This window comes from Cryobacterium algoricola (assembly GCF_004402485.1).
GTDB lineage: Bacteria > Actinomycetota > Actinomycetes > Actinomycetales > Microbacteriaceae > Cryobacterium > Cryobacterium algoricola.
In genome coordinates this window covers 597543-620137 of record NZ_SOFG01000004.1, presented here as the reverse complement: position 1 = coordinate 620137, position 22595 = coordinate 597543, and the positions used below count along the sequence as shown (strand labels likewise).

Annotated in this window: 17 protein-coding genes; 13 read left to right on the top strand and 4 right to left on the bottom strand. The window is 66.2% G+C overall.

The annotated features are described in order from the left end of the window. Nucleotides 1–153: 153 nt before the first annotated feature. The 5 genes from E3O44_RS03345 (at nt 154) to E3O44_RS03325 (ending at nt 5168) form a co-directional block, all read left to right on the top strand. Nucleotides 154–846 carry a GAF and ANTAR domain-containing protein gene (locus E3O44_RS03345; protein WP_166792519.1) on the top strand — a complete coding sequence of 231 codons (693 nt, stop codon included), beginning with the start codon at nt 154–156 and terminating at the stop codon, nt 844–846. Beyond that, entirely contained in the window at nt 839–1552 is a 714-nt protein-coding gene (locus E3O44_RS03340; RefSeq protein ID WP_134532435.1) for a GAF and ANTAR domain-containing protein, read from the top strand. The genes E3O44_RS03345 and E3O44_RS03340 overlap by 8 nt, the downstream gene beginning before the upstream one ends. Nucleotides 1553–1882: 330 nt before the next feature. After that, the gene (locus tag E3O44_RS03335) at nt 1883–3154 is read left to right on the top strand and encodes a quaternary amine ABC transporter ATP-binding protein (RefSeq protein ID WP_134533006.1); all 1272 of its coding nucleotides are present in this window, start codon (nt 1883–1885) and stop codon (nt 3152–3154) included. Beyond that, nucleotides 3151–4095: an ABC transporter permease gene (locus tag E3O44_RS03330; RefSeq protein ID WP_134532433.1), complete on the top strand. Its 945-nt coding sequence runs from the start codon at nt 3151–3153 to the stop codon at nt 4093–4095. Before E3O44_RS03335 ends, E3O44_RS03330 begins: the two co-directional genes overlap by 4 nt. 179 nt (nt 4096–4274) lie before the next feature. Continuing rightward, the gene (locus E3O44_RS03325; RefSeq protein ID WP_134532431.1) at nt 4275–5168 is read left to right on the top strand and encodes a glycine betaine ABC transporter substrate-binding protein; all 894 of its coding nucleotides are present in this window, start codon (nt 4275–4277) and stop codon (nt 5166–5168) included. Between the two features lie 72 nt (nt 5169–5240). Here E3O44_RS03325 and E3O44_RS03320 read toward each other — a convergent pair whose 3' ends face one another. Then, nucleotides 5241–6971: a chloride channel protein gene (locus tag E3O44_RS03320; protein ID WP_241975992.1), complete on the bottom strand. Its 1731-nt coding sequence runs from the start codon at nt 6969–6971 to the stop codon at nt 5241–5243. A 140-nt stretch (nt 6972–7111) separates the two neighbouring features. Here E3O44_RS03320 and E3O44_RS03315 point away from each other — a divergent pair, with 140 nt between their 5' ends. The 4 genes from E3O44_RS03315 (at nt 7112) to E3O44_RS03300 (ending at nt 11093) form a co-directional block, all read left to right on the top strand. Beyond that, nucleotides 7112–7585, top strand: a complete 474-nt coding sequence (locus tag E3O44_RS03315; RefSeq protein ID WP_134532429.1) for a MarR family winged helix-turn-helix transcriptional regulator — start codon at nt 7112–7114, stop codon at nt 7583–7585. Nucleotides 7586–7906: 321 nt separating this feature from the next. Next, complete coding sequence (locus E3O44_RS03310; RefSeq protein ID WP_134532427.1) at nt 7907–8893, top strand: acyl-CoA dehydrogenase family protein; 987 nt, start codon at nt 7907–7909, stop codon at nt 8891–8893. Further along, nucleotides 8890–10311 (top strand): bifunctional PIG-L family deacetylase/class I SAM-dependent methyltransferase, encoded by a 1422-nt coding sequence (locus E3O44_RS03305; RefSeq protein ID WP_241975990.1) that lies wholly within the window; start codon nt 8890–8892, stop codon nt 10309–10311. Before E3O44_RS03310 ends, E3O44_RS03305 begins: the two co-directional genes overlap by 4 nt. Nucleotides 10312–10334: 23 nt before the next feature. Next, complete coding sequence (locus E3O44_RS03300; protein ID WP_166792518.1) at nt 10335–11093, top strand: glycosyltransferase; 759 nt, start codon at nt 10335–10337, stop codon at nt 11091–11093. Here E3O44_RS03300 and E3O44_RS03295 read toward each other — a convergent pair. Next, nucleotides 11085–13373, bottom strand: coding sequence for a putative bifunctional diguanylate cyclase/phosphodiesterase (locus tag E3O44_RS03295; protein WP_134532421.1), 2289 nt, complete (start codon nt 13371–13373; stop codon nt 11085–11087). The genes E3O44_RS03300 and E3O44_RS03295 overlap by 9 nt on opposite strands. A gap of 208 nt (nt 13374–13581) precedes the next feature. On the opposite strand from E3O44_RS03295, the gene E3O44_RS03290 reads away from it, so the two are divergent. Further along, nucleotides 13582–16068: a transglycosylase domain-containing protein gene (locus tag E3O44_RS03290; protein WP_134532419.1), complete on the top strand. Its 2487-nt coding sequence runs from the start codon at nt 13582–13584 to the stop codon at nt 16066–16068. Nucleotides 16069–16108: 40 nt separating this feature from the next. On the opposite strand, the gene E3O44_RS03285 is transcribed toward E3O44_RS03290, so the two are convergent. Both E3O44_RS03285 and E3O44_RS03280 read right to left on the bottom strand, forming a co-directional pair. Continuing rightward, nucleotides 16109–17386 carry an MFS transporter gene (locus E3O44_RS03285; protein WP_198415861.1) on the bottom strand — a complete coding sequence of 426 codons (1278 nt, stop codon included), beginning with the start codon at nt 17384–17386 and terminating at the stop codon, nt 16109–16111. Between the two features lie 9 nt (nt 17387–17395). Next, nucleotides 17396–18736 carry a hypothetical protein gene (locus E3O44_RS03280; RefSeq protein ID WP_134532417.1) on the bottom strand — a complete coding sequence of 447 codons (1341 nt, stop codon included), beginning with the start codon at nt 18734–18736 and terminating at the stop codon, nt 17396–17398. A gap of 256 nt (nt 18737–18992) precedes the next feature. On the opposite strand from E3O44_RS03280, the gene E3O44_RS03275 reads away from it, so the two are divergent. From E3O44_RS03275 to leuC, 3 genes are all read left to right on the top strand, one after another. Then, a complete protein-coding gene (locus tag E3O44_RS03275; RefSeq protein WP_134532415.1) occupies nt 18993–20018 on the top strand; it encodes a TerC family protein in 1026 nt (341 codons plus the stop codon). 125 nt (nt 20019–20143) lie between these two features. Continuing rightward, entirely contained in the window at nt 20144–20932 is a 789-nt protein-coding gene (locus tag E3O44_RS03270) for a PP2C family protein-serine/threonine phosphatase (protein ID WP_241975988.1), read from the top strand. A 153-nt stretch (nt 20933–21085) separates the two neighbouring features. Beyond that, on the top strand, nt 21086–22594 hold the full coding sequence (gene leuC / locus E3O44_RS03265; protein WP_134532413.1) for a 3-isopropylmalate dehydratase large subunit: 1509 nt from the start codon (nt 21086–21088) through the stop codon (nt 22592–22594). Nucleotide 22595 lies beyond the last annotated feature (1 nt).

Sequence of the window (22595 nt, the reverse complement as noted above, 5' to 3'; positions counted from 1 at the left end):
GTGACGATGCGAATCCGGTTGTACCGATGGATGCTATTCCGACGTCGATGGAGTACCTTGCGGATATGCAGCGGAGGCGTGTGAATCAGGTAGGCAGCAGGAATCGAGGGTGCGATGTCAATGCCTGACCGATTAGCCGCGACAGAGGACTCGTTGAACGCTCTGACGGGGCACGAATCGCGCCTGTTTGAGCCCCTCCTAGCTCTGTTGCCCGTCGATGGGCTGTCCATCTCCACGTTCGGCCACATTCTCGCCGCTGAAACAATTTCCGCGAGCGACGCGCAATCATTCCGGCTCGACGAACTGCAATTCGATCTTGGTGAGGGCCCGTGCTGGGACGCGCTGGAGACCGCGAAGCCCGTCCTGGAGCCGGACATTCGTGAACGGCCCAACCACGTGTGGCCGGCCTTTTCGGAAGCAATCATCGCCGAAAACTTCGGTGCGCTCTTCGCCTTTCCCTTGATGCTGGGCCCGCTGCGCATCGGGGCGATCGACCTCTACACGAATCAGCCCTATCGACTCGGCGAGCAAGACATCCAGCACGTCGAGATCCTCGCAACCGTGGTCAGCCGGATGGTTCTCAATCGAGCACTCCGACTGTCCGAGAGCGACCTCGTGGGCGAGGCCGACACGGCCACCCGGCGGGCATTCTCTCGCCGGGAAATCCATCAAGCAACGGGTATGGTCCTGGCGCAACTGGGCATCCCCGCAGCGGATGCCTTCCTTGTGATCCAAGGCCATGCATTCGCCGCCGGACGATCCATGCTCGACATCTCAAGCGAGATCATCGACCGGCGATTGAGCTTTGCCGTGAACGAACAGCAGATCGAAGGGTCTCATGATTGACAGCACCCGAGAAGATCGCTTGATCGACACGTTCGCGACCCTCGCCGATACCCTCGTCGCCGACTATGACGTGGTCGATCTCTTGCAGACACTGGTTGAAAGGTGCGCGGATGTTTTCGACATCGCGGCGGCGGGAATTCTCCTGGCCGACGCCGACGGTGAGCTGGAGGTGATCGCCTCGACAAGTGAGGCGAGCAGGCTGGTCGAGGTCATGCAATTGAGCGCCCGGGCGGGCCCCTGCGTGGAATCCTTCACGACCGGCTCTGTCGTTTCTCTGCCGGACGTCGAGGACAGCCCGCCCGAGTGGCAACGTTTTCGGGACAGTGCACGCGAGCAGGGTTTCGCCGCCGTCTTCGCTATCCCGCTGCGGTTGCGCGAGACGACAATCGGTGCACTCAACCTGCTGTCCAGCGTTCCCGGCGCCTTGCCGCCCCAGGACGTTCGTGCCGCGCAGGCCCTGGCCGATGTCGCGACGATCGGAATCCTTCAGGAACGCACGCTCCGGGAAAGCATGTCCGTCCGCGAACAGCTCACCAACGCATTGACGTCCCGGGTGGTGATCGAACAGGCCAAAGGCGTGCTTGCGCACTCTCGCGGCATCTCGATGGAGGAGGCATTCACCGTGCTCCGGACGTACGCCCGCACTAACCGCTTGCTGCTGTCGCGAGTGGCCCAAGGTCTTGTCGAACAAACCCTGGTGATCTGAGGCATCCGGCTCAAGGGTGTTAGGCTGCTGAACGTTCTTACGAACCCTCATCAGGACGCGAACGCGCAGCCCCCAGCGAGACTGGGAGGGCCGCGGTCGTATGGTGGGGCCAGACGGATGTGACCCCATGGTCGCTCCAGCTCACGCCGCTTAACGGTGTCAGGGCCGGTCTAGGCCTACCCGCCCGATACAGCGAGCCCCGTCCAGTCGGCTGTGAAGCCGATCTTGTCGTCGTGCTCCGGAGAATCCGTGACCCAGATCGTTGCCGAATACGCGCAGGAATCCGCCGCCTCGGCGGAGCGCACAGCCTCGACATCCCGAGCACCTGAAATCGCCGTCAAGGCCGACCACCTGTACAAGGTATTCGGTCGTCGACCACATGACATCGTCAAGAAACTCGAAGCAGGCGCGAGCCGCGAAGACCTTGCCCATCTCGGAACAGCCGCCGTGATCGACGCCTCCTTCGAGGTGCGGCGCGGCGAGATCTTCGTGGTGATGGGCCTGTCCGGTTCGGGCAAGTCCACTCTGATCCGGATGCTCAACGGCCTCCTGGACGCGACCTCCGGAACCGTGACCGTCGGCGACACTCGGATAACGGGCATCCCGGCCGCCAAACTGCGTGAGGTACGTCGCCAGAGCATCTCCATGGTCTTCCAGCATTTCGCCCTGCTGCCGCACCGCACAGTCATCGACAATGTCGCGTACGGTCTGGAAGTGCAGGGCATGCCCCGCAACGAACGGCTTGCCAAGGCCCGCACCATCATCCGCCTCGTGGGCCTCGACGGCTGGGCCGACAACCTGCCGTCCGAACTCTCCGGCGGGATGCAGCAGCGCGTCGGCCTCGGACGCGCTCTGGCCGCCGACACCGATGTGCTCCTGATGGACGAGGCGTTCTCTGCCCTCGACCCCCTGATCCGCCGCGAGATGCAGGAACAGCTCATCGAGCTGCAGGCCGAGCTCGGCAAGACCATCATCTTCATCACCCACGACCTCAACGAGGCCATGTTCCTGGGGGACCGGATCGCGGTGATGCGCGACGGTCGCATCGTGCAGATCGGCACCCCGGAGGAGATACTCACAGACCCGGCCAACGATTACGTTGCCCAGTTCGTTCAGGATGTCGACCGGGCGAGGGTGCTCACCGCCGGCAGCGTGATGGAGCCGGTGCGGTCTGTTGTCACCGTGACGGCCGGCCCGCGGGCTGCCCTGCGCACCATGCGTGACCTGCAGACCTCTGCGACGTTCGTGCTGCGTCGTGACCTCAGCTTCGCAGGGGTCGTGCGCGACCGCGACGTGCTCAAGCAGGTCAAGTCCGGACACAGCGACCTGCGCGCCATCATCAACGAGGCAACGGCCGTCTCTGCCGACACGGCGTTGGTGGACCTTGTCGAACTCGCGGTCGAGAGCGACCTGCCGATTGCCGTCGTCGACGAGCGCAACAGGCTGCTCGGCGTCATCCCTCGGGTGACCCTCCTTGCCGCTCTCGGGAATGTCACCACCGCGACGGGGGAGCTACCGGTCACCGAACCGCCGTCCACGATCTCGTTGAGCGTGATCAGCGAAACCCTTCGCGAAACCGCGTCGGAAGGAGCGCCGCTGTGAACGACTTCCGTATCCCGCTCGGCAGCTGGGCCAAAGCCTTTGTCGAATTCATCACCGAGAATCTCAGCTTTATCTTCGATTTCGTGCGGGCCATCTTCAGCGGAGCCTACGATGTCGTCGATCTGGTGCTCGCCGCTCCGCCATTCTGGGTGATCATCATTGTGGCCGTGGTCCTGGGGATGATGATCCGCGGTTGGAAGTTCGCCGTGGGTACCCTCGTCGGCTTGCTGGTCATCGTCGGCGTCGACCAGTGGGAGAACGCGATGGACTCGCTCGCCCTGATCCTCGTCGCGAGCGTCCTGGCTATCGTCTTCAGCATTCCCCTCGGAATCCTGGCCGCCAAGTCCGATCTGGCTTCCAAGATCATCCGGCCGATTCTCGACTTCATGCAGACCATGCCGGCCTTCGTCTATCTGATTCCCGCGCTGATCCTCTTCCGAGTGGGAGTGGTTCCCGGCATCGTGGCGACGATCATCTTCGCGATGGCTCCGGGCGTCCGGCTGACCGAGCTGGGTATCCGCAGTGTAGATCGTGAGGTCGTCGAGGCGGGCGAGGCATTCGGTGCGTCGCCCACGAGGATACTGCGCCAGATCCAGCTGCCCTTGGCGATGCCCACCATCATGGCCGGTGTCAACCAGGTCATCATGCTCTCGCTGTCGATGGTCGTCATCGCGGGAATGGTCGGTGCGGGCGGTCTTGGACAGCAGGTCGTCGCAGCTCTGAATCGTATCGACGTGTCGCTGGGATTTGAGGCGGGGCTCGCTGTCGTGATCCTCGCGATCTTCCTCGATCGCATCACCGCGGCGCTGGGCACGGGCCACACTCCGATCGGTCAGCTTCTTGCCGGCCGCAAGCGCCGTCGACAGGCATCGGTGGCCGCCGCGAGCGCGATCAGTGAAGCCGACGCCGACATGAAGACTCCCCAGTTTGCCGGCGTCTGAGCGACGACCTCGCAACGGGCGTCACGTCGCCGACACCACGGAAGCCAGGACATCGTTTCGTTCTGCCCCGCACTAGAACCTCACGGAGATATCTGTCCCCGTGTCCAGTCCGGCTGCCTCGGCAGCGGACGCAACCGTCTACCCGGTCACCCACAGCAGGTGACAAGAAAGGAAGACACATGAATCACCGTTCCCTCAGCATCATCGCCCTCGGAGCCGCCGGACTCCTCGCCCTCACGGGCTGCGCAGCAGCCGAGGCAAAGCCCGTCGGCAACGGCAACTCCGACAACAAAGACCTCACGATCGCCGTGTTCAACGGCTGGGACGAGGGTGTGGCGGCGTCCGAGTTATGGAAGGCCATCCTCGACGACAAGGGCTACAACGTCAAGCTCGAATACGCCGACGTCGCGCCGGTCTACGCCGGGCTGTCCACCGGTGACTACGACCTGAACCTCGACGTCTGGCTGCCCAACACGCACGCCTCCTATTTGAAGGAATACGGCGACAAGATCACCGATCTGGCGGCGTGGAACACCGAGGCCAAGAACACCATTGCCGTGAATGCGGATGCTCCGATCAACTCGATTGCCGAACTGGCCGCGAACGCGGACCTGTTCGGAAACAAGATCGTGGGAATCGAGCCGGGAGCCGGCCTGACCGAGGCGGTCACGAACAAGACGATTCCGACCTACGGCCTGGAGAAAATGGACTACCAGACCTCGTCAACGGCCGCGATGCTCACCGAGTTGACCGCAGCCGCCAAGTCAGGCGAGAACATCGCCGTCACCCTCTGGGAGCCGCACTGGGCGTATGGCTCCTTCGATCTGAAGAACCTCGAGGACCCCGAGGGGACCCTGGGAGCGGTAGAGACCATCCACGCCTACGGCAAGAAGGACTTCGGCACTGACTTCCCGCAGGCAGCCAAGTGGCTCGCCGGGTACAAGATGGACCTCGATCAGCTGTACTCGCTCGAGACCGCCATGTTCGTCGACTATGACGGCCAGGACTACGGCCCCATCGTTACGAAGTGGATCGCGGACAACCAGGACTACGTGGACTCGCTCACCAAGTAAGCCACTGTTGTGACGAACGGCCCGTGCTCCGGCACGGGCCGTTCGTGCGTTCGGGCATCGTCACCCGCATTGTCAGGGCCTGGCCGTCACCGTGCGGAGGACGGCAGTGAGTGTGAGCCAGCCGCGGAGCATTCCGGTCGAGTCGACGACGGGCAGGCCATCGCTCTCACTGGCCGCCAGCACCCGATCCAGCACGCTGTCCAGGGTGTCATCGGGGCTCGCGGCCGGGGGCGTCTCGATCAGGGCACTGAGAGTGATGGCGCTGCTGTCGTCATCGTTGCCCAGGGAGTCAGAGATGGCGGCGACGGTCACGATTCCGATGAACGTTCCGTCGCTATGAAGAACCGGCAGGGCGCGTTTGCCTGAATCGATGAGTATCCGCGCTCCTGCGGCAGGGGTGAGCCGGGAACTCACCGGATCGGGAGCATCCGTCATGACTTCACGCACGAGCGTGGAATGCAGCAGGATGCCGCCGGGACCCCCATCGACGCTCACGCCGCGGCGACGAAGTTTGAGGGTGTAGATCGTGTCCCTGCTGAGCAATCGGGACACGCCCGTCGCGATCACGATCGCGAGCAGCAAAGGAAGGATTATCGAATATTCCCCGGTCAGTTCGAACAGGATAATGGCTGCCGTGATCGGGGCGCGCGTGGCTCCGGCGAAGACCGCCCCCATGCCGACCAAGGCGAACGTTCCGGTTTGCCCAGCGAATACGGGAAATACCATGCCGGCGACGTCGCCGAATCCGGCACCCAGCATCGCGCCGATGAAAAGGGACGGCGCGAAGACGCCACCGGAACCGCCGATGCCGATGGTCAGGCTCGTCGCCAGGACCTTGCCGACAAGAAGCAGCGCCACGAACCCGAGTGCATAGCCGCCCTGGACGCCCTTTTCGAGCACCGGGTAACCGACCCCGTACATCTGGGGCAGGGCAAAAAGCACCAGGCCAAGCACGAGCCCGCCGGCGACCGGCCTCAGCCACTCCGGTTTGCCCCGCCAGGCCCAGTCGCAGAGGTCTTCCACGGCGTACAGGACCTTCGTGAACCCGACTCCGGTCAGGCCTGCGGCGAGTCCGAGCACGGCGAAGAGCGTGAATTCCGACGGGTTGACGATGGTGAACGTCGGCAGGCTCAGGAAGGGGTGATCGCCGAGGATCGAGCGGCCGACGATCGATGCGGTCACTGAGGCCAGGACGACCACGCCGAAGGAACGGGCGGCGAAATCCCTGAGCAGCAGTTCGAGGGCGAAAAAGACTCCCGCGATCGGAGCATTGAACGTGGCCGCGATCGCGCCGGCAGCACCGCACGCGACCAGGGTCCTCAACTGGGACTCGGGCAGCCGGACTGCCCGCCCCAATGTGGACCCCAACGCAGACCCGATCTGGACGATAGGGCCCTCGCGCCCCACCGACCCACCGGAACCTATGGTGATGGCCGAAGCGAGCGACTTGACGATCGCAACCTTGCCGGGAATCCGGCCACCCCGTTTGGTGATGGCGTACATGACCTCTGGGACGCCATGCCCCCGGGCTTCCGGTGCGAATTTGTTCACCAAGGGGCCGTAGAGGAGACCGCCAATGGCCGGCGCGACGATCACGAATGCGCCCCCCAACCACGGAACCCAGGGATTGGCCGGATGGCCGACGGAGGCTGAGTAGTCGACCGTTCCCGTGAAGATCAGAGTCGCGGTGGCCACCAGCCAACGAAACGCGACTGCGCCGAAACCGACACCCGCGCCGACCACGACAGACATGAACGTGAGTCGTGCGGAGCCGGTGAGGATGCGGTTGAACCATGTGCGCATGGGCTCTAACGACAGAGGCCCCATTCGTCCCCGCAGGCTCAGAGTGGGCTGTGCCATCAGGGCTCCGTAATGTGTACTTAGACAATTGTTGTATGTGTGCAATAATCACGGTATCACTTGCCTGGAACGGGGTTTGACCGATGGACGTCCTCACTGCAGCCGACGCACGAGCGGCTGATGCGACCCTTGCAGCCTCCCGGGCCTTGCTCGGCGTCGTTGCCCGATCTGTTGTCGCCACGCTGGATGTAGTTTCCCTGCCGCAGTTCCGGGTCCTGGTCGTGCTCAGTTCGGCCGGCCCCACCCGGATGGGTACTGTGGCAGAGCGAATGGGGGTCATCCCCTCGACGTTCAGCCGCTTCATCGATCGCATGGTCGCCGGAGGCTGGGTGGAGCGGGCGGCCAGCCCAGACAGCCGGCGCGAGGTTCTCCTCGAGCTCACCGCGAGTGGACGGCGACTCGTAGACGACGTCACCGAACACCGCCGGGCGGACATCTCCGCCATTCTGTCGACAATGACGCCGGATCAACAGAGCTCGCTTCAGCACGCACTGCAAGCATTCGCGGATGCTGCAGGGGAGCCCCAGGCCGCGGATCTGCTGACCCTGGGGCTGTGAGCGCGTCCCACCCGAAATGGGTGTGGTTCAGGCGGAGACATTCCTGCGGGTCAGGAAGGGCGTGTTCCTCGTCAGGGGCTCTTTTGTTTACCCGGTTCCTGATATTGTGCTGCCGGTACGCGAGCGACTGAGGAGCTGACCAGCCGTTCCGTACCATCAACGGTTACGGGAAGGGGGACAGGTGATGGCCTTGGATGGGTTCGGTGCGAGATGGTGAGCGAGTCGAATTTCCAGAACACGAGCGGGCCGGTTCGGCTGGTCAGGTCGGTGCTGGACGCGGGTGACGAGTGCCTGCAGGCAGTGGCCGACAACGCTTTTCAGGTGAACGGGAACAGCCAGTCGGCGCTGCGACTGGCGGTGTCGCTCGGCGTTCGGCTCGACGGAGCGGGACCCGGCTCCGGGAGAACCGAGCGACTCTTCGACACGCTCGCCACGGTCGCGGCAGCAGACCTGACCGCTGCCCGCGTCGTCGAGGCGCACCTGGACGCGCTTTCGATTCTCGAGCAGGCCGCCGACTCCGGCGCTGGAAGCCACGTCGAATCCGGGGACGGACGAACGTGGGGCGTGTTCGCAGCCGAAGGACGCGGCACGCGCCTCGAGGCGCGCCAGACCGAATCGGGCTGGCGGCTCGACGGCGTCAAGCCCTGGTGCTCGCTCGCCGGCTCCCTCAGCCACGCGCTCGTCACCGCGCATACCTCGGAGACCACCCGTCGCTTGTTCGCTGTCGACCTGCGCGTGCCGGGAATCACGGTGTCGGACGGCACCTGGGTGGCCAGGGGACTCGCAGCGCTTCCGAGTGGCCCGGTGGACTTTCGCGGCGTTCCCGCGGAGCCGATCGGCGTCGACGGCTGGTACCTCGACCGGCCGGGCTTCGCGTGGGGAGGGATCGGGGTCGCGGCCTGCTGGTGGGGCGGCGCCGTCGGCGTCGCCAGACGCGTCTACCGGGACGCAGAGGAGCGCACGCCGGATCAGATCGGTCTTGCTCACCTCGGCGCGATCGACATACTGCTGACGGCATCGGGGCAGGCACTTGCGGCCGCCGCGACGTCGATCGACGACGGGACCGCGACCGGAACACGCGGGGCCGTGCGTGCGGCCCGCGTGCGAGGGCTCGTCGCCGGCACTGCAGAGAGCGTGATCGAGCGGGCCGGGCATGCCCTGGGGCCCTCCCCCCTCGCCTTCGACAGCCGCCACGCGCAGCGTGTCGCCGACCTGCAGTTGTACATCCGACAGCACCACGCCGAGCGCGACGAGGCCAGGCTGGGAGTCCTGCTGCTCGATGGCGCACGGGCAAACGCACCGTGGTGACCTTCAGCCACCGGGACCCCGGCACCGCTGAGCAGGCCTGGGCGGACACACCCTGGATCACGAACGCGGTACGACTCGAACTCGATGATCTCGCCCGGCTGATCGTCGTCGCAGCGCACCCCGACGACGAGACCCTCGGTGCAGGCGGCCTGATCGCCGGTGCGACACGACGCGGGATCCCGGTCGACGTGCTCGTCCTGAGTGACGGCGAAGCGTCCCACCCCGCGTCCCAGACACATACCCGGGAACGCCTGTCGCGTGTGCGCAGGACCGAGGTGACGGATGCCGTCGCGCACCTGGCGCCATCAGCTCGCCTGCACTTCGCCGGACTGCCCGACGGCGACCTTGCCGAAAACCGGGAGGCGGCGGCGCGGGCGCTGGCGTCGGTGCTCGGAGCGCCGCCTTCCGGCGCGGAGGCAGAAACGGGAGGAGCAGCCACCGGCATCTGGATCGTGGCACCGTGGCGTGACGATGGGCATCCCGACCACACTCTCGCCGGCGATGTGGCTGCCGCGGGCGCAGCGTGGGCGGACGCCCGCCTGCTCGAGTACCCGATCTGGGCCTGGCACTGGTCGACACCGGACGGGGAGTGGCCGCTGGACCTGATCCGCAGGTTCGAGCTCAGCTCCGAGGATCACGTGCGGAAGTCGCAGGCCCTCGCGCTGCACCGCAGCCAGGTACGGCCACTGTCCGACCGGCCCGGAGACGAGGCCGTCGTACCTCCGGAGATGGCCGCCCATTTCGCGAGGGGCTTCGAGATCTTCGTCGACCGTACCGCGGCCGAGGCGCCGCCCCCGGATGTACCAGGGATGGCAACCCTGACGAAATCGTTCTTCGACGGGTTCTACCGGGAGGCGCGCGACCCGTGGGGTTTCGAGACGCGCTGGTACGAACGTCGCAAACGCGCGCTGACCCTCGCTGCACTGCCGCGCGAACGATTCGGCACCGCCCTGGAACTGGGCTGCTCGATCGGAGTACTGACGGCCGACCTCGCCGACCGGTGTGACACGGTGACGGCCGTCGACATCGCGGAGCAACCGCTGTCGATTGCGCGCGAACGGCTCGGCGGTCGCTCCGGCGTCAGCTTCGCACGGATGACCCTGCCCGGTGAATGGCCCACCGGTCTCTTCGATCTCATCGTGGTCTCCGAAGTCGGCTACTACCTGGCGACCGTCGACCTTGAACGGTTCTTCCAACGGTGCAGGGACAGCCTCGCTCCTGGGGGCGTCCTCATCGCCTGTCATTGGAGACATCCGGTTCCGGAGTATCCACTCAGCGGCGACCGGGTCCACGAAATACTCGCGACTGTGCCCGGACTCGTGCGCACCGTGGCGCATCGAGAATCCGACTTCCTGCTCGAGGTCTGGCAACCCGAGCCAGCACGGTCCGTGGCCCAGGACGAGGGACTCGTTCCGTGATCGGGCCCGGTGAAATCGACCATGTGGTTATCGTCATCCCGGCGCACAATGAGGAGGACCTGCTTCCCCGGTGCCTCGCTGCGCTGGGAGCCGCAATCGAGTCCGTGCTCGCGATCCTCGATCCGGTGCCCCCGACCGTATCGGTCGTGATCGTGCTGGACCGCTGTACTGACGGGACCGAGTCGATTGCCGCGGGCTTCCCCGGTGTGCACCTGGTCCGCAGCGACACGGGAGCCGTCGGCGCGGCGCGGCGTGCGGGGGTCCGCGGCATCCTGAAATCGGCGGGGGACTTCACGGGTCGCACCTGGATCGCGTCGACGGATGCCGATTCAGCCGTCCCGGTGAATTGGCTGACGAGCCAGCTTGCCTTCGCCAGGAACGACGTGCATCTGGTGCTCGGTACCGTGGAGCCGGATGACTGCCTCGACGGCGAAATACGCGATCGCTGGGCGATGGAGCAGCGGCTCGTTGAGGGACATCCGCACGTGCACGGGGCGAATCTCGGTGTGCGGGCCGACCGGTACCTCGCTGCCGGGGAGTTTCCCGGGATCGACTCCGATGAGGACATCGCACTCGTCGCGGCGCTTCGGGGACTGCGGGTGTGTGAGATTCGTACGGCACGCATCCCCGTTCGTACGAGCGGGCGCCTTGTCGGGCGCACTCCCGGCGGCTTCGCCGGCTACCTGCGCGTGCAGGCCGCTCGCCTCCGCGTGCTCGGGGAGACGGAGGTGGAGGCGATCGACGCGGCCGGCACCCTCCCCGGAGCGAACCGATTAGCCTGATACCTGGCCCAGAGCGCTTCCATCCAGCGCCCGAGTGGCGAACCAGTCCTCCAGCTCGGCCGCCGGGACCGGGTGGGACATCAGGAACCCTTGAGCGACATCGCAGCCGAAGCCGATGAGCTCCGAGTATGCCGTGGTGTCCTCGACCCCCTCTGCGACCATACGCAGACCGAGGCTGTGGGCCATGTCGATTGTCGAGACTACGAGGGCGGTCGCGCGCGGATCGTCCTTCATCGGGATGATGAAGGACTTGTCGAGCTTCAGCTCGTCGATCGGCAGGTCGCGCAGGTAGGCCAGGGAGCTGTATCCGGTCCCGAAGTCATCGATGGAGATGCGAATGCCCGTTGCCTGCAGCCGGGTGAGGATGCTGCGCGCGCGTTCCCGGTCGGAGAGGAGGAAATCCTCGGTGATCTCCAGAACCAAGAGTGCGGGGGACAGGCCTCGGGAGGCCAGCATCGCGCTGATCCGTTCCGGCAGCACCGTATCGATCAAGGAGCTCGGGGACATGTTCACGGCCATCGTGAGGGTCCTGCCCTGACCCGTCCACGTCGCGGCCTGGTCCAGGGCCTTGCGCAGGACGATCTCGGTCATCGCGTGCATGAGCCCGGACTCCTCGACGAGACCGAGGAAATCGTCCGGCTGCAGCAAGCCGCGCGTCGGATGGTTCCAGCGGACGAGGGCCTCGACCCCGCAGACGTCGCCCGTTTTGAGGTCGATCTTGGGCTGGTAGTGCATCACCAACTGGTCGTCGACAAGTGCGAGGCGCAACTCCTCGAGCAGGTGCAACCGATCCTCCCCGTGAGTGTCGTCGGTGCCCCGGTAGACGTGATGGCCGCTGTGGGTCGCCTTCGCCGTGTACATCGCCATGTCCGCCTTGCGGAGGAGCATGGTCAGGTCTTCCCCCTGGTCGGGGTAGCCGGCGATGCCGATGCTGGCACTGGCCTGCACCGAGATGCCCGCGAGGATGAACGGCTGGGCCAGTGTCGCGCGCAGTTTCAGGGCCACCGCTTCCGCCCTGACCGAATCCGAGCCATCGAGAAAGATGACGAACTCGTCACCACCGACGCGCGCGAAGAGGTCCTCGGTGCGCAGCTGACCCGAGATCCGGCCGGCGACCTGGAACAGCAGCAGGTCGCCGACATCGTGACCGAGGCTGTCGTTGACCTCCTTGAACTTGTCGAGATCGAGCAAGAGGAGCGCGCTGGTCCGGTGCGGATTCGCGGACAGCAGTGCGGGCACATCGGCGTAGAGGGCACGGCGGTTGGGCAACCCGGTGAGTTCGTCGGTCCGTGCCTGGCGATGGGCGTCCGCAATGCGGATGCGCTGGCGAAAGACCAGGGGCACTGCCGCCAGGGCGAGGGTCAGGGCCGCCAGGACGACGGCGAGCGGGGAGATCTTCAGCTGCGTTCCCAGGATCAGGACAATGAGCCCGGCGGCCGTGGCGATCGCGGGAACCGTCTGTTCGGGGAGCGCCCTGGTCGAACGGGGTGGCTGCGAGCCGAGGCGCGCCTCCCTGTCGACCGAAGACGCGATCAACGCGAGGCTCAGCGGCCAGCCGATGTCGAGGGGGCTTCCGATGACGTAGAGGCCGTTCAGGTGCAGGGACACGCTGATGATATCGGCGGCGGTGAAGATAGCGAGTCCGAGGACGAGGAGGGTCCAGCCTGGGCCGATGGCGGTGCCGTGGGAGGCCGCAATCCCGACGAAGAAGGCGACGAGCAGGACATCGCCGAGGGGATATGCGAATGCGACCGTCGTGGAGAACGATCCAGGGGCCGCGACGGCCGCCTTGAGGATCGGATCGAGCAGCACGGCGAGCAGGGCCGCCGCGCCGAGAGAGCCGACGGCGCTGTCCAGCACGATCGGAGACGCGAGACCCCGGATGTTGCGCCTCGCGAGAACGACGAGCGCGGCGAACATGAGCGGGTAGAAACCGAGGAAACCGACATCCGCCCAGGACGGATGCGGCAGGGACACACCCCCGGTCGTCGCCAGTGCGAAGTACGTGTCCCCGGCCGCGAGCACCGTCACGGCAGCGGACATCAGGTACAGGTCCCTGCGCCGGGATCGCCCCTGTGCGATCGCAACCCAGCACACGACAGCGGGAATCCACAACGCGAAGAATCCGAGCACGAGCGAACTCACGTCGCCCGCGGTCCCGAAGATCGTGGCGACCGCGAATGCGGCCACAAGCAGCCCGAGGGCCCAGTTCGGCCATCGGCCGAATCGGCCCGTTCGTCGAGTCGCGCTGACGCGCTCGGTGCTGATCTCGGCTGGCATAGTTCTCCCTCTCGATAAACCTAGCTGCGTCGGTCTCGTCCGAAATAAACCCCAACGTGCGGCATCTCGATATAGATTGATCCCGGGGGAGCCAGAGCGGCGATTGATTTGCCGCACGGCCGGGTATAAAAATGGGGGACACGTGAATACAAAGCCGAACACACGTCGACATTTCGACGCTCTCGGCGGATTACTGGGTTTTGTCGCGATGAGTGCCGTTGCCGGCGTTCTGGTGGCGGCAGCCGTGACGCCCGCCCTGGGCCTCTCCGGTCTCGCCGCGACGAACGCGATCAATGTCTTCGAGAACCTGCCGGACTATCTGAAGATCGACCAGCTCTCGCAGAAGAGCAACATCTACGCGACCCGCTCCGACGGATCCGAGGCTCTTCTGGCCTCCTTCTACGACCAGAACCGTGTCGAGGTCGGGTCCGACGCGATCAACCAGTTCGTCAAGGACGCCGCGACCTCCGCCGAGGACCCGCGCTTCTACGAACACGGCGGCATCGACCTGCAGGGCACGCTCACCGGGATAGTCACGACCGTAGCCACGGGAGACGTGCGCGGTGGTTCCTCGATTACGCAGCAGTATGTGAAGAACGTCCTCGTGCAGAAGTGTGAAGTGCTCACCGATGAGGTGAAGAAGTCGGATTGTTATGACGCGGCGATCGCAAAGTCTCCCGACCGCAAGCTCAAGGAGATGCGGCTCGCGATCGGCGTGGAGAAGAAGTACGGGAAGGACGACATCCTCCGCTCGTACCTGAACATCACCGGTTTCGGCGGCACCGTTTACGGCATCGAATCGGCCGCGGAGTACTACTTCGGCGCGACCGCGCTCACGCTGACGCTCCCGCAGGCGGCGAGCCTCGTCGCGATCGTGAATAACCCGGTCAAGTTCCAGCTCGACCAGCCGGACAGCGTGACCAACGGCGCCGCGAACGGCTACGCCGCGAACAAGGACCGCCGCGACTACGTCCTCGATCAGATGCTCAAGTACGGCAAGATCAATCAGGCCGACCACGATGCCGCAATCGCCTCGCTCATTGAGCCGAGCATCCATGTGCCGTCGACCGGCTGCCAGACCGCCGCCGGCAGTGCGTTCTTCTGCGACCTCGTTGTGAACATCCTGCAGACCAACACGACCTTCGGAGCGGATGAGGCCACGCGCCTCGCGAACTTCCGTCGCGGCGGCTACAACGTGTACACGACCCTCGACCTGGACCTCCAGAACGCCGCCGAGACCACGATGAAGGCCAACGTTCCCGACACCTACCCCGGCTGGGACGTGGGTGGCGTGATCGTCTCCGTCGGCGTCGGCACCGGCAAGGTGCTCGCGATGACGCAGAACAAAGAGTACAGCCAGGACCCGAATGTGCCGATCACGGGTTCGAACCTGACCGGCATCAACTACAACACCAACGTCGACCAGGGCGGCTCGCATGGCTTTCAGCCGGGATCGACGTACAAGGTCTTCACGCTCGCCGAGTGGCTCACCGAGGGTCACTCGCTCAACGAACGCGTGGACTCCAAACGAAAGTCGAATTGGGGCACCTTTCGGGACAGTTGCCTCGGAAACCAGAGCTTCGTCTTCAACCCCAAGAATGACTCCGGCGAGGCCGGCGCCAACTACAGTGCCCTCGAGTCCACGATCGGGTCGATCAACACCGGCTTCATCGGCATGGCTAAGAAACTCGACCTGTGCGGCATCCGCAAGACCGCAGAGGCCTTCGGTGTGACCCGAGCCGACGGTGACCCCCTGCAGGAGGGTGCCTCCGCGGTGCTTGGCACCAACGAGGTCGCGCCGCTGAGCATGGCGGTCGCCTTCGCCGGCATCGCCAACAAGGGCACTACCTGCAGCCCCATCGTGATCGACCGCATTACCGGCACGGACGGAGCCGCGATCCCGGTGCCCGCGAGCACGTGCACCCAGTCCGTCGATCCGGCCGTCGCAGCGGGCATGACGACCGCGATGCAGCAGGTCATGACCAGCGGTAATGGAACCGCGCATGCTTCCTATGTCTCGACGAGTCCGAAAGTCTCGATGATCGGTAAGACCGGAACCACGGACGGCAACAAGGACACCTGGATGAGCGGTGCCTCGACCAAGGTCGCCACTGTGGTCGGCGTGATGAGCGTCACCGGAGACCGAGACCAGCGCACCACCCGGTTCGACAGCGGTCCCGCGGCCACGGCCCGGCACCGGATGTGGCCCGTCGTGATGAGCGTCGCCAACGCCAAGTACGGCGGAGACGCCTTCCCGGTCGCGTCCGGCGCGATCGTCAACGCCGTGCAGGTCCCGATCCCCGACCTCCGCGGCAAGAGCATCGCCCAGGCGCAGTCGACGCTCGAGTCCGCAGGATTCCTCTTCGTGAACGGCGGAGTCACCGACTCCGAACTGCCTGCCGGCGTTGTCGCGAACACCGACCCCGCCGGGGGCACAAGCGCCTCGCGCGGCTCCGCGGTGACGGTGCGCACGAGCAACGCGGCGCTCGTGGTGGTGCCGGACGTCGTCGGAAAACGTGAGGCCGAAGCCCGGGCGGCCTTGTCGAACTTCGCCGTGGTGAAGAACGAGACCATCGTGAGCGACCCCGCCCTGGTCGGCACGGTCATCACGACCTCGCCGGCGGCAGGGAGCGGAGCCCGACCGGGCGACGCGGTCACGATCGTGGTCGGACGCCTCGCCACTGCGGCAGGCTGAGCCGCGCAGGACCCGCGGTCGCTTCGCAGCGAGGCGAGACTCAGCGGCCCGGGTCTCGCGTCGCCCGTCCGGACAGGACCCCGGCGAACACAACGGCGAGCACACCGGCCAGGGGGACGACGACCAGGCCGAGCCGGAGTGAGGATGCGTCCGCAATTGCGCCGACGACGGGCGGCGAGACGAGGAAACCGACCCTGAGCAGCCAGGCGAGGATCGTCAGTCCGGAGCCGGGGCGGAATCCGGGCAGTTCGTCTGCCGCGTGCATGGCCGCGGGGATCAGGGTTGCCACCCCGAGTCCGGCGAGGCCGAATCCGACCACGGTTCCCGGGATCGACGGGACCAGGAGGGCGCTCCCCATACCGACGCAGACGATCACGCCGCCCGTTCTCGCGACATAGCGCTGGCCGAACCTGTCCACGAGCCGGTCGCCGAGCATCCGCCCGATGAACTGCATGCCCTGGAGCGCGATGAAGCCCAGGCCGGCGACGAAGGCCGATGCGCCGAGGTCCACGGAGAGGTAGATGGCCGACCAGGAGCTGCCGGCGTCCTCGACGAGTGCCCCGGACGCGGCGATGAGCACGAGGGCGAGGAGTACCGCGTATTTCGTCAGGACGCCCGCCGCTCGCCCGGCGCGGGTCTGAACTCCGGACGGGACGGGGTTCGCTCGCACCTCAGCGGGTTCGGGTCCGGGCAGGAGCATGCGGTAGGACAGCATGGCCAGGAGGCTGAACAGCACGGCGGAGAGGGTGAGGTGGATGGCAAGGGGAATGCCGAGCCCTGCGGCGAGGGCGCCGAGCGCGCCGCCGGATACAGCACCGATGCTCCAGACCGCGTGGAACGAGTTGAGGATCGAGCGTTTGTACAGCCGCTGCACCCGAAGCGCGTGCGAATTCTGGGCGACGTCGGTGATCGAGTCCATTGCGCCGGCCAGGAACAGCCCAGCCGCGAGCGGAAGCCAGCTGGGGGCCACCCCGGCAAGTAGGATGCCGATCGCCGTGAACACCGTTGCGACGATCGCCACGCGAGACGAGCGGAAGCGGCGCACGAGCATCCCGGCGGTCAACCCGGCGAGGAGCGCACCGAGCGGGTAGGCGGCGACCGCGAAGCCGAATTCCGCGTTCGTGAGGCCGAGGTCGGCCTTGATCTCGGGATAGCGCGGCAGGAGGTTCGCGAAGATCGCGCCGTTCGTGAAGAAGAGCACGCCGACCGCAACGCGGGCCCGGCGTGCCGCGACCGGGGGCCGCGACACCGAGGCCGGGGCAGAGCCGCCAGAATCCTCGGTCGCACCCGTGCTCTCATCCGTGCTCTCAACGTTCACGGTCGAAGGCTACAGCGTGGCAGCGGCGCCTTCCGTGGGCGGGCGCTGGAGGAGCTCGATCAGCAGGATCGCGACGAGGGCGGTGACGGCGGTGCCGATGATCACACCAGTCGTCAGCGGACGGACGAACACCACGACGGCCGCAGCAACCAGCGCAACCGCGACCCGCGCGTATCGCCGCACGGAATAGAGCCAGACGCCGAAGGCTCCCGTGGTCCCGCCGCGTCGTTCCGCCGACGAGCGGATGCTCCTGGCGGAGTCCACGGTCAGCCGGCGGACCACGATCGCGCCGCGGAAGGGACCGGCGAGATAGGCCACCACAGCCACCGTCACGCCTGCTGTCCCGACAGCGAGTGCGGTCGCGGTGATGAACGGCACGATCGCCTCGTAGGTGGCCAGTGCGGCATCCCGCGGCATGTACTGCGGCGAGACCGAGCCCGCGAAGATGATGCGCCCGACGGTGATCCCCGCCGCCAGCACCGCCATCGAGAGCGCGAGCAGAAGACCCGCCCAGATCAGCGCACGCGCCTTCAGCCTGGCCACGACGACGCCGGCCGCCAGGAACAACAGGCTCGCCCAGGGCAGAACGAAACCCAGGATATCCAGGATCTGGTACGCGACCCGGGCCTGGACGAGGGAGTCGGACTGGGCGACCTGCACCGTGCGGTTGATTTCCGGGATCCGATCGGCGAGTGCGAAGCCCTGGGAGACGAGGGCGCTCTTCACCGCTGCGATGAGCGGTGCCAGCTGGATGCCGACCTCGCCCTGGGCTCCGATGGTGAGCGGCCCGCTCGTGTCGCCCTGAAGGGCCGCCATGAACTGGGAATGGCTGACCCGCAGGGTCTGCTCCCAGATGTTTGCGAAGGCGTCTGACGCGATCAGTCGCTGGGTCGCCGTGCGGACCAGGGAGCGCGCACCCTCAATCGCCGGTTGTTTGAGCAGGCCCAGGGCGGCCTGCGCCCTCGGCGCCAGGTTGAGCTGGGCGATCCCATCGAAGAGGTCCGTGGCAATCGACTCGAAGTTGACCTGGTCGTCGATCACCGTCGTGATCTGGTCAACGAGGAACGCTTGGAATGCCGGGTCATCCACAAGAGGCGAGAGGGTGGCCACGAATCGGCCGGTGTCGGTGACTTCGGTTTTGGTCCACGTCGCGACGACGGCGACCGGGGCGAGAATGACGCCGATGGCGATCAGGAGTGCGGCGCAGAATGCGCGGAGCCGGAGCGAGGCCCTGGTGGGTTCGTACCCTGCGGGAGTGCCGGGCGGTGCGGTCTCCAGCCGGGCCTGCAGCTGGGCGACCTGGGCGGAAAGCCGTTCGACCTGTTGCTCGGGGGTTTCGATCTGCGCCATCGGGTCCCTGCCTCTCGAGAGTGCGCGGCGCTCTCCCGCGCAGGCCCATTATGGCTCGGTCTGTGGGATTCGGCCCGGAAATCCGCTAGACTGGCCCCCGTGAAGGGGAGTATCCCTCAGGACCCACTGGGTCTGATGATCTGATCGTCAACACGGACCGCGGCGCAGGGGTTCCGGTCGGATCGGCGGCGTGCATTCGTCGCGGGAGAGACTTTCAGGTTTCCTGCCTGCCCTCCTTCCCTCGAAAGGCCCCTCCGTGGATCTTGCCCTGCCCCTCTGGTTCGAAATCGGTTCCCTGGTCCTCCTGACCCTCGTCCTGGTCGGCGACCTGCTGATCGTGTACAAGCGACCGCACGTTCCCTCGATGCGCGAGGCCAGCCTGTGGGTCGTCTTCTACGTCGTGCTCGCGCTGCTGTTCGCGCTCGCGATGCTGCTCCTGGCCGATGCCGAGCACGCCGGACAGTTCCTCGCCGGCTGGCTCACCGAGTACAGCCTCAGCATCGACAATCTCTTCGTCTTCGTGATCATAATGGCGAGATTCTCCGTGCCGCGGAAATACCAGCAGGAGGTGCTCATGGTGGGCATCATCATCGCGCTCGTCCTCCGCCTGATCTTCATTCTTCTCGGCGCCTCGCTGATCGAGAACTTCAGTTGGATCTTCTATATCTTCGGCGCCTTCCTCCTGTACACGGCCGTGCATCAGGCCGTAGCCAAGGAACCGGATGCGAACGAGGCCGACAACGCCTTCGTGAAGATGATCCGCCGCCGCCTCAGGATCTCCCCGACCTTCGACGGGTCGAAGATCCGCACCACCGTCATGGGCCGCCGGGTCTTCACCCCGATGCTGATCGTGTTCATCGCCATCGGCACGACGGACCTCGTGTTCGCCCTCGACTCGATCCCCGCCATCTTCGGAATCACGACGAGCCCGTTCATCGTGTTCACGGCCAACGTGTTCGCCCTGATGGGACTGCGGCAGCTCTACTTCCTGCTCGGCGGGTTGCTCGAACGACTGGTGTACCTCAAGTACGGCATCGCTTTCATCCTGTTCTTCATCGGCGTCAAGCTCGTCTCACATGCGCTCCACACCAACGAGGTCCCCTTCATCAACGGCGGCCACGGTGTGGGCTGGGCTCCGGAGATCGACACCTGGACGTCGCTCGGCGTGATCGTCGTCTCGATGGCCGTCGCCACGATCGCGAGCCTGATCAAGGCGAACCGCGACGCCCGCGCACGCGGCCACAGTCTCGGCGAGGAGCTGTCGCTCACCGAGAAGGAGTAACGCGGTCGCACCGTGCCGGGGCGACGCGAAAAGCCCCCCGAATTGGTACCGTGGATCTCTGACGCCTCGTCGAGGCGCGATCGGGCCGGCTCGGAACACGCGCCGCAGGACGAGGGAGCACCGGTTTGGTCCAGAGCGCGGACACGATGACCCTCCCCACGGTGACGATCTCGTTCGGTGTGGGCGCGCGCAGCGAGGTCGGCCGGGTCCGGCAGCTCAACGAGGACAGCTTCATGGCTCACTCTCCGGTCTTCCTCGTGGCCGACGGGATGGGGGGGCACGCCAACGGCGACGAGGCGAGCCAGACCGTCCTCCGGGTGTTCGAAGAACACATCGAGTCCGGCCGTCCCTCGACGCCCGAACGTATCCTCGACGCGATCCACTCGTCCAACGACGCGGTGCGCGACCTGAGCGGCGCAGACGATTTCGGAGCCGCGGTGAGCGGGACGACGCTGGCCGGCGTGGCCTTCGTCGACGCCGGAGCGGATATCGGCCTGCACTGGATGGCATTCAATGTGGGCGACTCCCGCATCTACACCTGGGATGGGGTGTACCTGGCCCAGCTGTCCGTCGATCACTCCGCGGTGCAGGAACTCGTCGACGCGGGGCTGATCACGGCGCGGTCAGCCGAACTCCATCCCGAGCGGAACATCATCACGAGGGCGATCGGGACCGATGAATTCGTCGACGCGGATGTCTGGCTCGTGCCGGCATCCGGTCACCGTGCCTTTCTGATCTGCTCCGACGGCCTCACCAAGGAGCTCGAGCCGGACGACATCTCGAGGCTCCTCACCGAGCAGCAGCCCAACGGCCAGCAGGCCGTCGTGGACGCCCTCGTCGACGAGGCGCTCGCGCGCGGCGGGCACGACAACGTCACGGTCGTCTTCGTCGAATCGGTCGTGTCACCGTCGTGACCTCCGGCGAAGACTCGGCGCGAAGTGTTAGCCTGTCCGAGTGCTGTACGGTCGACTCCTTCTTCTCTGCCGCGACGAGTCCCAATTCTGAGGCCTCCCTCGTCGCGGAGACTGTCGTTGGCTGCCATCAAATCTTGAGGAAGACGCACACACATGACTAACGCATCGATGTCGGGCGAACGCCCGCGCACCCTGGCCGAGAAGGTCTGGGACAAACACCTGGTCAGCAAGGGTTCCGATGGAACCCCGGACCTGATCTACATCGACCTGCACCTCGTGCACGAGGTCACGAGCCCGCAGGCGTTCGACGGCCTGCGCCTCGCCGGGCGCCGGCTGCGCCGACCGGACCTGACGATCGCGACCGAGGACCACAACACTCCGACGCTCGCCATCGACCGGCCGATCAAGGACCTGACGAGCCGCACCCAGATCGAGACCCTCCGCCGCAACTGCGAGGAATTCGGGGTGCGTCTCCACTCGCTCGGCGACATCGAGCAGGGCATCGTGCACGTCGTTGGGCCGCAGCTCGGACTCACCCAGCCGGGCATCACCGTCGTCTGCGGTGACTCGCACACCTCGACGCATGGCGCCTTCGGGGCGATGGCCCTCGGCATCGGCACGAGCGAGGTCGAACACGTCATGGCCACCCAGACCCTGCCGCTGCAGCCGTTCAAGACCATGGCCATCACGGTCGACGGCACCCTGCGCCCCGGCGTGACCGCCAAGGACGTGATCCTCGCCGTGATCGCGAAGATCGGTACCGGCGGCGGCCAGGGCTATGTGCTCGAATACCGCGGCAGCGCCATCCGTGCCCTCTCGATGGAGGGCCGCATGACCATCTGCAACATGTCGATCGAGGCCGGTGCCCGCGCGGGCATGGTCGCACCGGATGCGACGACGTACGCCTACCTGAAGGGTCGCGCGCACTCGCCGGCCGGTCAGGACTGGGACGACGCGGTCGCGTACTGGGAGACCCTCGCGACCGACGAGGGCGCCGTCTTCGACGCCGAGGTCGTTCTCGACGCCGACACGCTCGAACCCTTCGTGACCTGGGGCACCAACCCCGGCCAGGGCGTCTCGCTGAGCGAGACCGTGCCCGATCCGGCCGGAGTCGCCGACGCCAACGAGCGGGCCGCCGCCGAGCGCGCCCTCGAATACATGGACCTCGCGGCGGGCACGCCCATGAAGGACATCCGGGTCGACACCGTCTTCCTCGGTTCCTGCACCAACAGCCGCGTCGAAGACCTGCGTGCGGCCGCTGAAATCGTCAAGGGCCAGACCATGGCGCCGGGCCTGCGGATGCTGGTCGTGCCCGGGTCCGCACGCGTGCGGATCGAGGCCGAGGCCGAAGGCCTGGACAAGATCTTCACCGACTTCGGCGCCGAATGGCGCTTCGCCGGCTGCTCGATGTGCCTCGGCATGAACCCCGACCAGCTCGCCCCCGGCGAGCGGTGCGCCTCGACGAGCAACCGCAACTTCGAGGGTCGCCAGGGCAAGGGTGGGCGCACCCACCTGGTCTCCCCGCTCGTCGCGGCGGCAACGGCGATCCGCGGCACCCTCTCGAGCCCCTGGGACCTGGTCGCCGCCGGCCTCGTCACGGCCGACGCGATCCCCGCCGAACTGGCCCCTGCTGCGGCACCGGCACTGGATGGAGCACTCTGAC

Coding starts and splice junctions, on each gene's coding strand:
- E3O44_RS03315 (WP_134532429.1), top strand. CDS start 7,112: ATGGACGTCCTCACTGCAGCCGACGCACGAGCGGCTGATGCGACCCTT.
- E3O44_RS03290 (WP_134532419.1), top strand. CDS start 13,582: ATGAGTGCCGTTGCCGGCGTTCTGGTGGCGGCAGCCGTGACGCCCGCC.
- E3O44_RS03340 (WP_134532435.1), top strand. CDS start 839: ATGATTGACAGCACCCGAGAAGATCGCTTGATCGACACGTTCGCGACC.
- E3O44_RS03320 (WP_241975992.1), bottom strand. CDS start 6,971: ATGCGCACATGGTTCAACCGCATCCTCACCGGCTCCGCACGACTCACG.
- E3O44_RS03295 (WP_134532421.1), bottom strand. CDS start 13,373: ATGCCAGCCGAGATCAGCACCGAGCGCGTCAGCGCGACTCGACGAACG.
- leuC (WP_134532413.1), top strand. CDS start 21,086: ATGACTAACGCATCGATGTCGGGCGAACGCCCGCGCACCCTGGCCGAG.
- E3O44_RS03280 (WP_134532417.1), bottom strand. CDS start 18,736: ATGGCGCAGATCGAAACCCCCGAGCAACAGGTCGAACGGCTTTCCGCC.
- E3O44_RS03325 (WP_134532431.1), top strand. CDS start 4,275: ATGAATCACCGTTCCCTCAGCATCATCGCCCTCGGAGCCGCCGGACTC.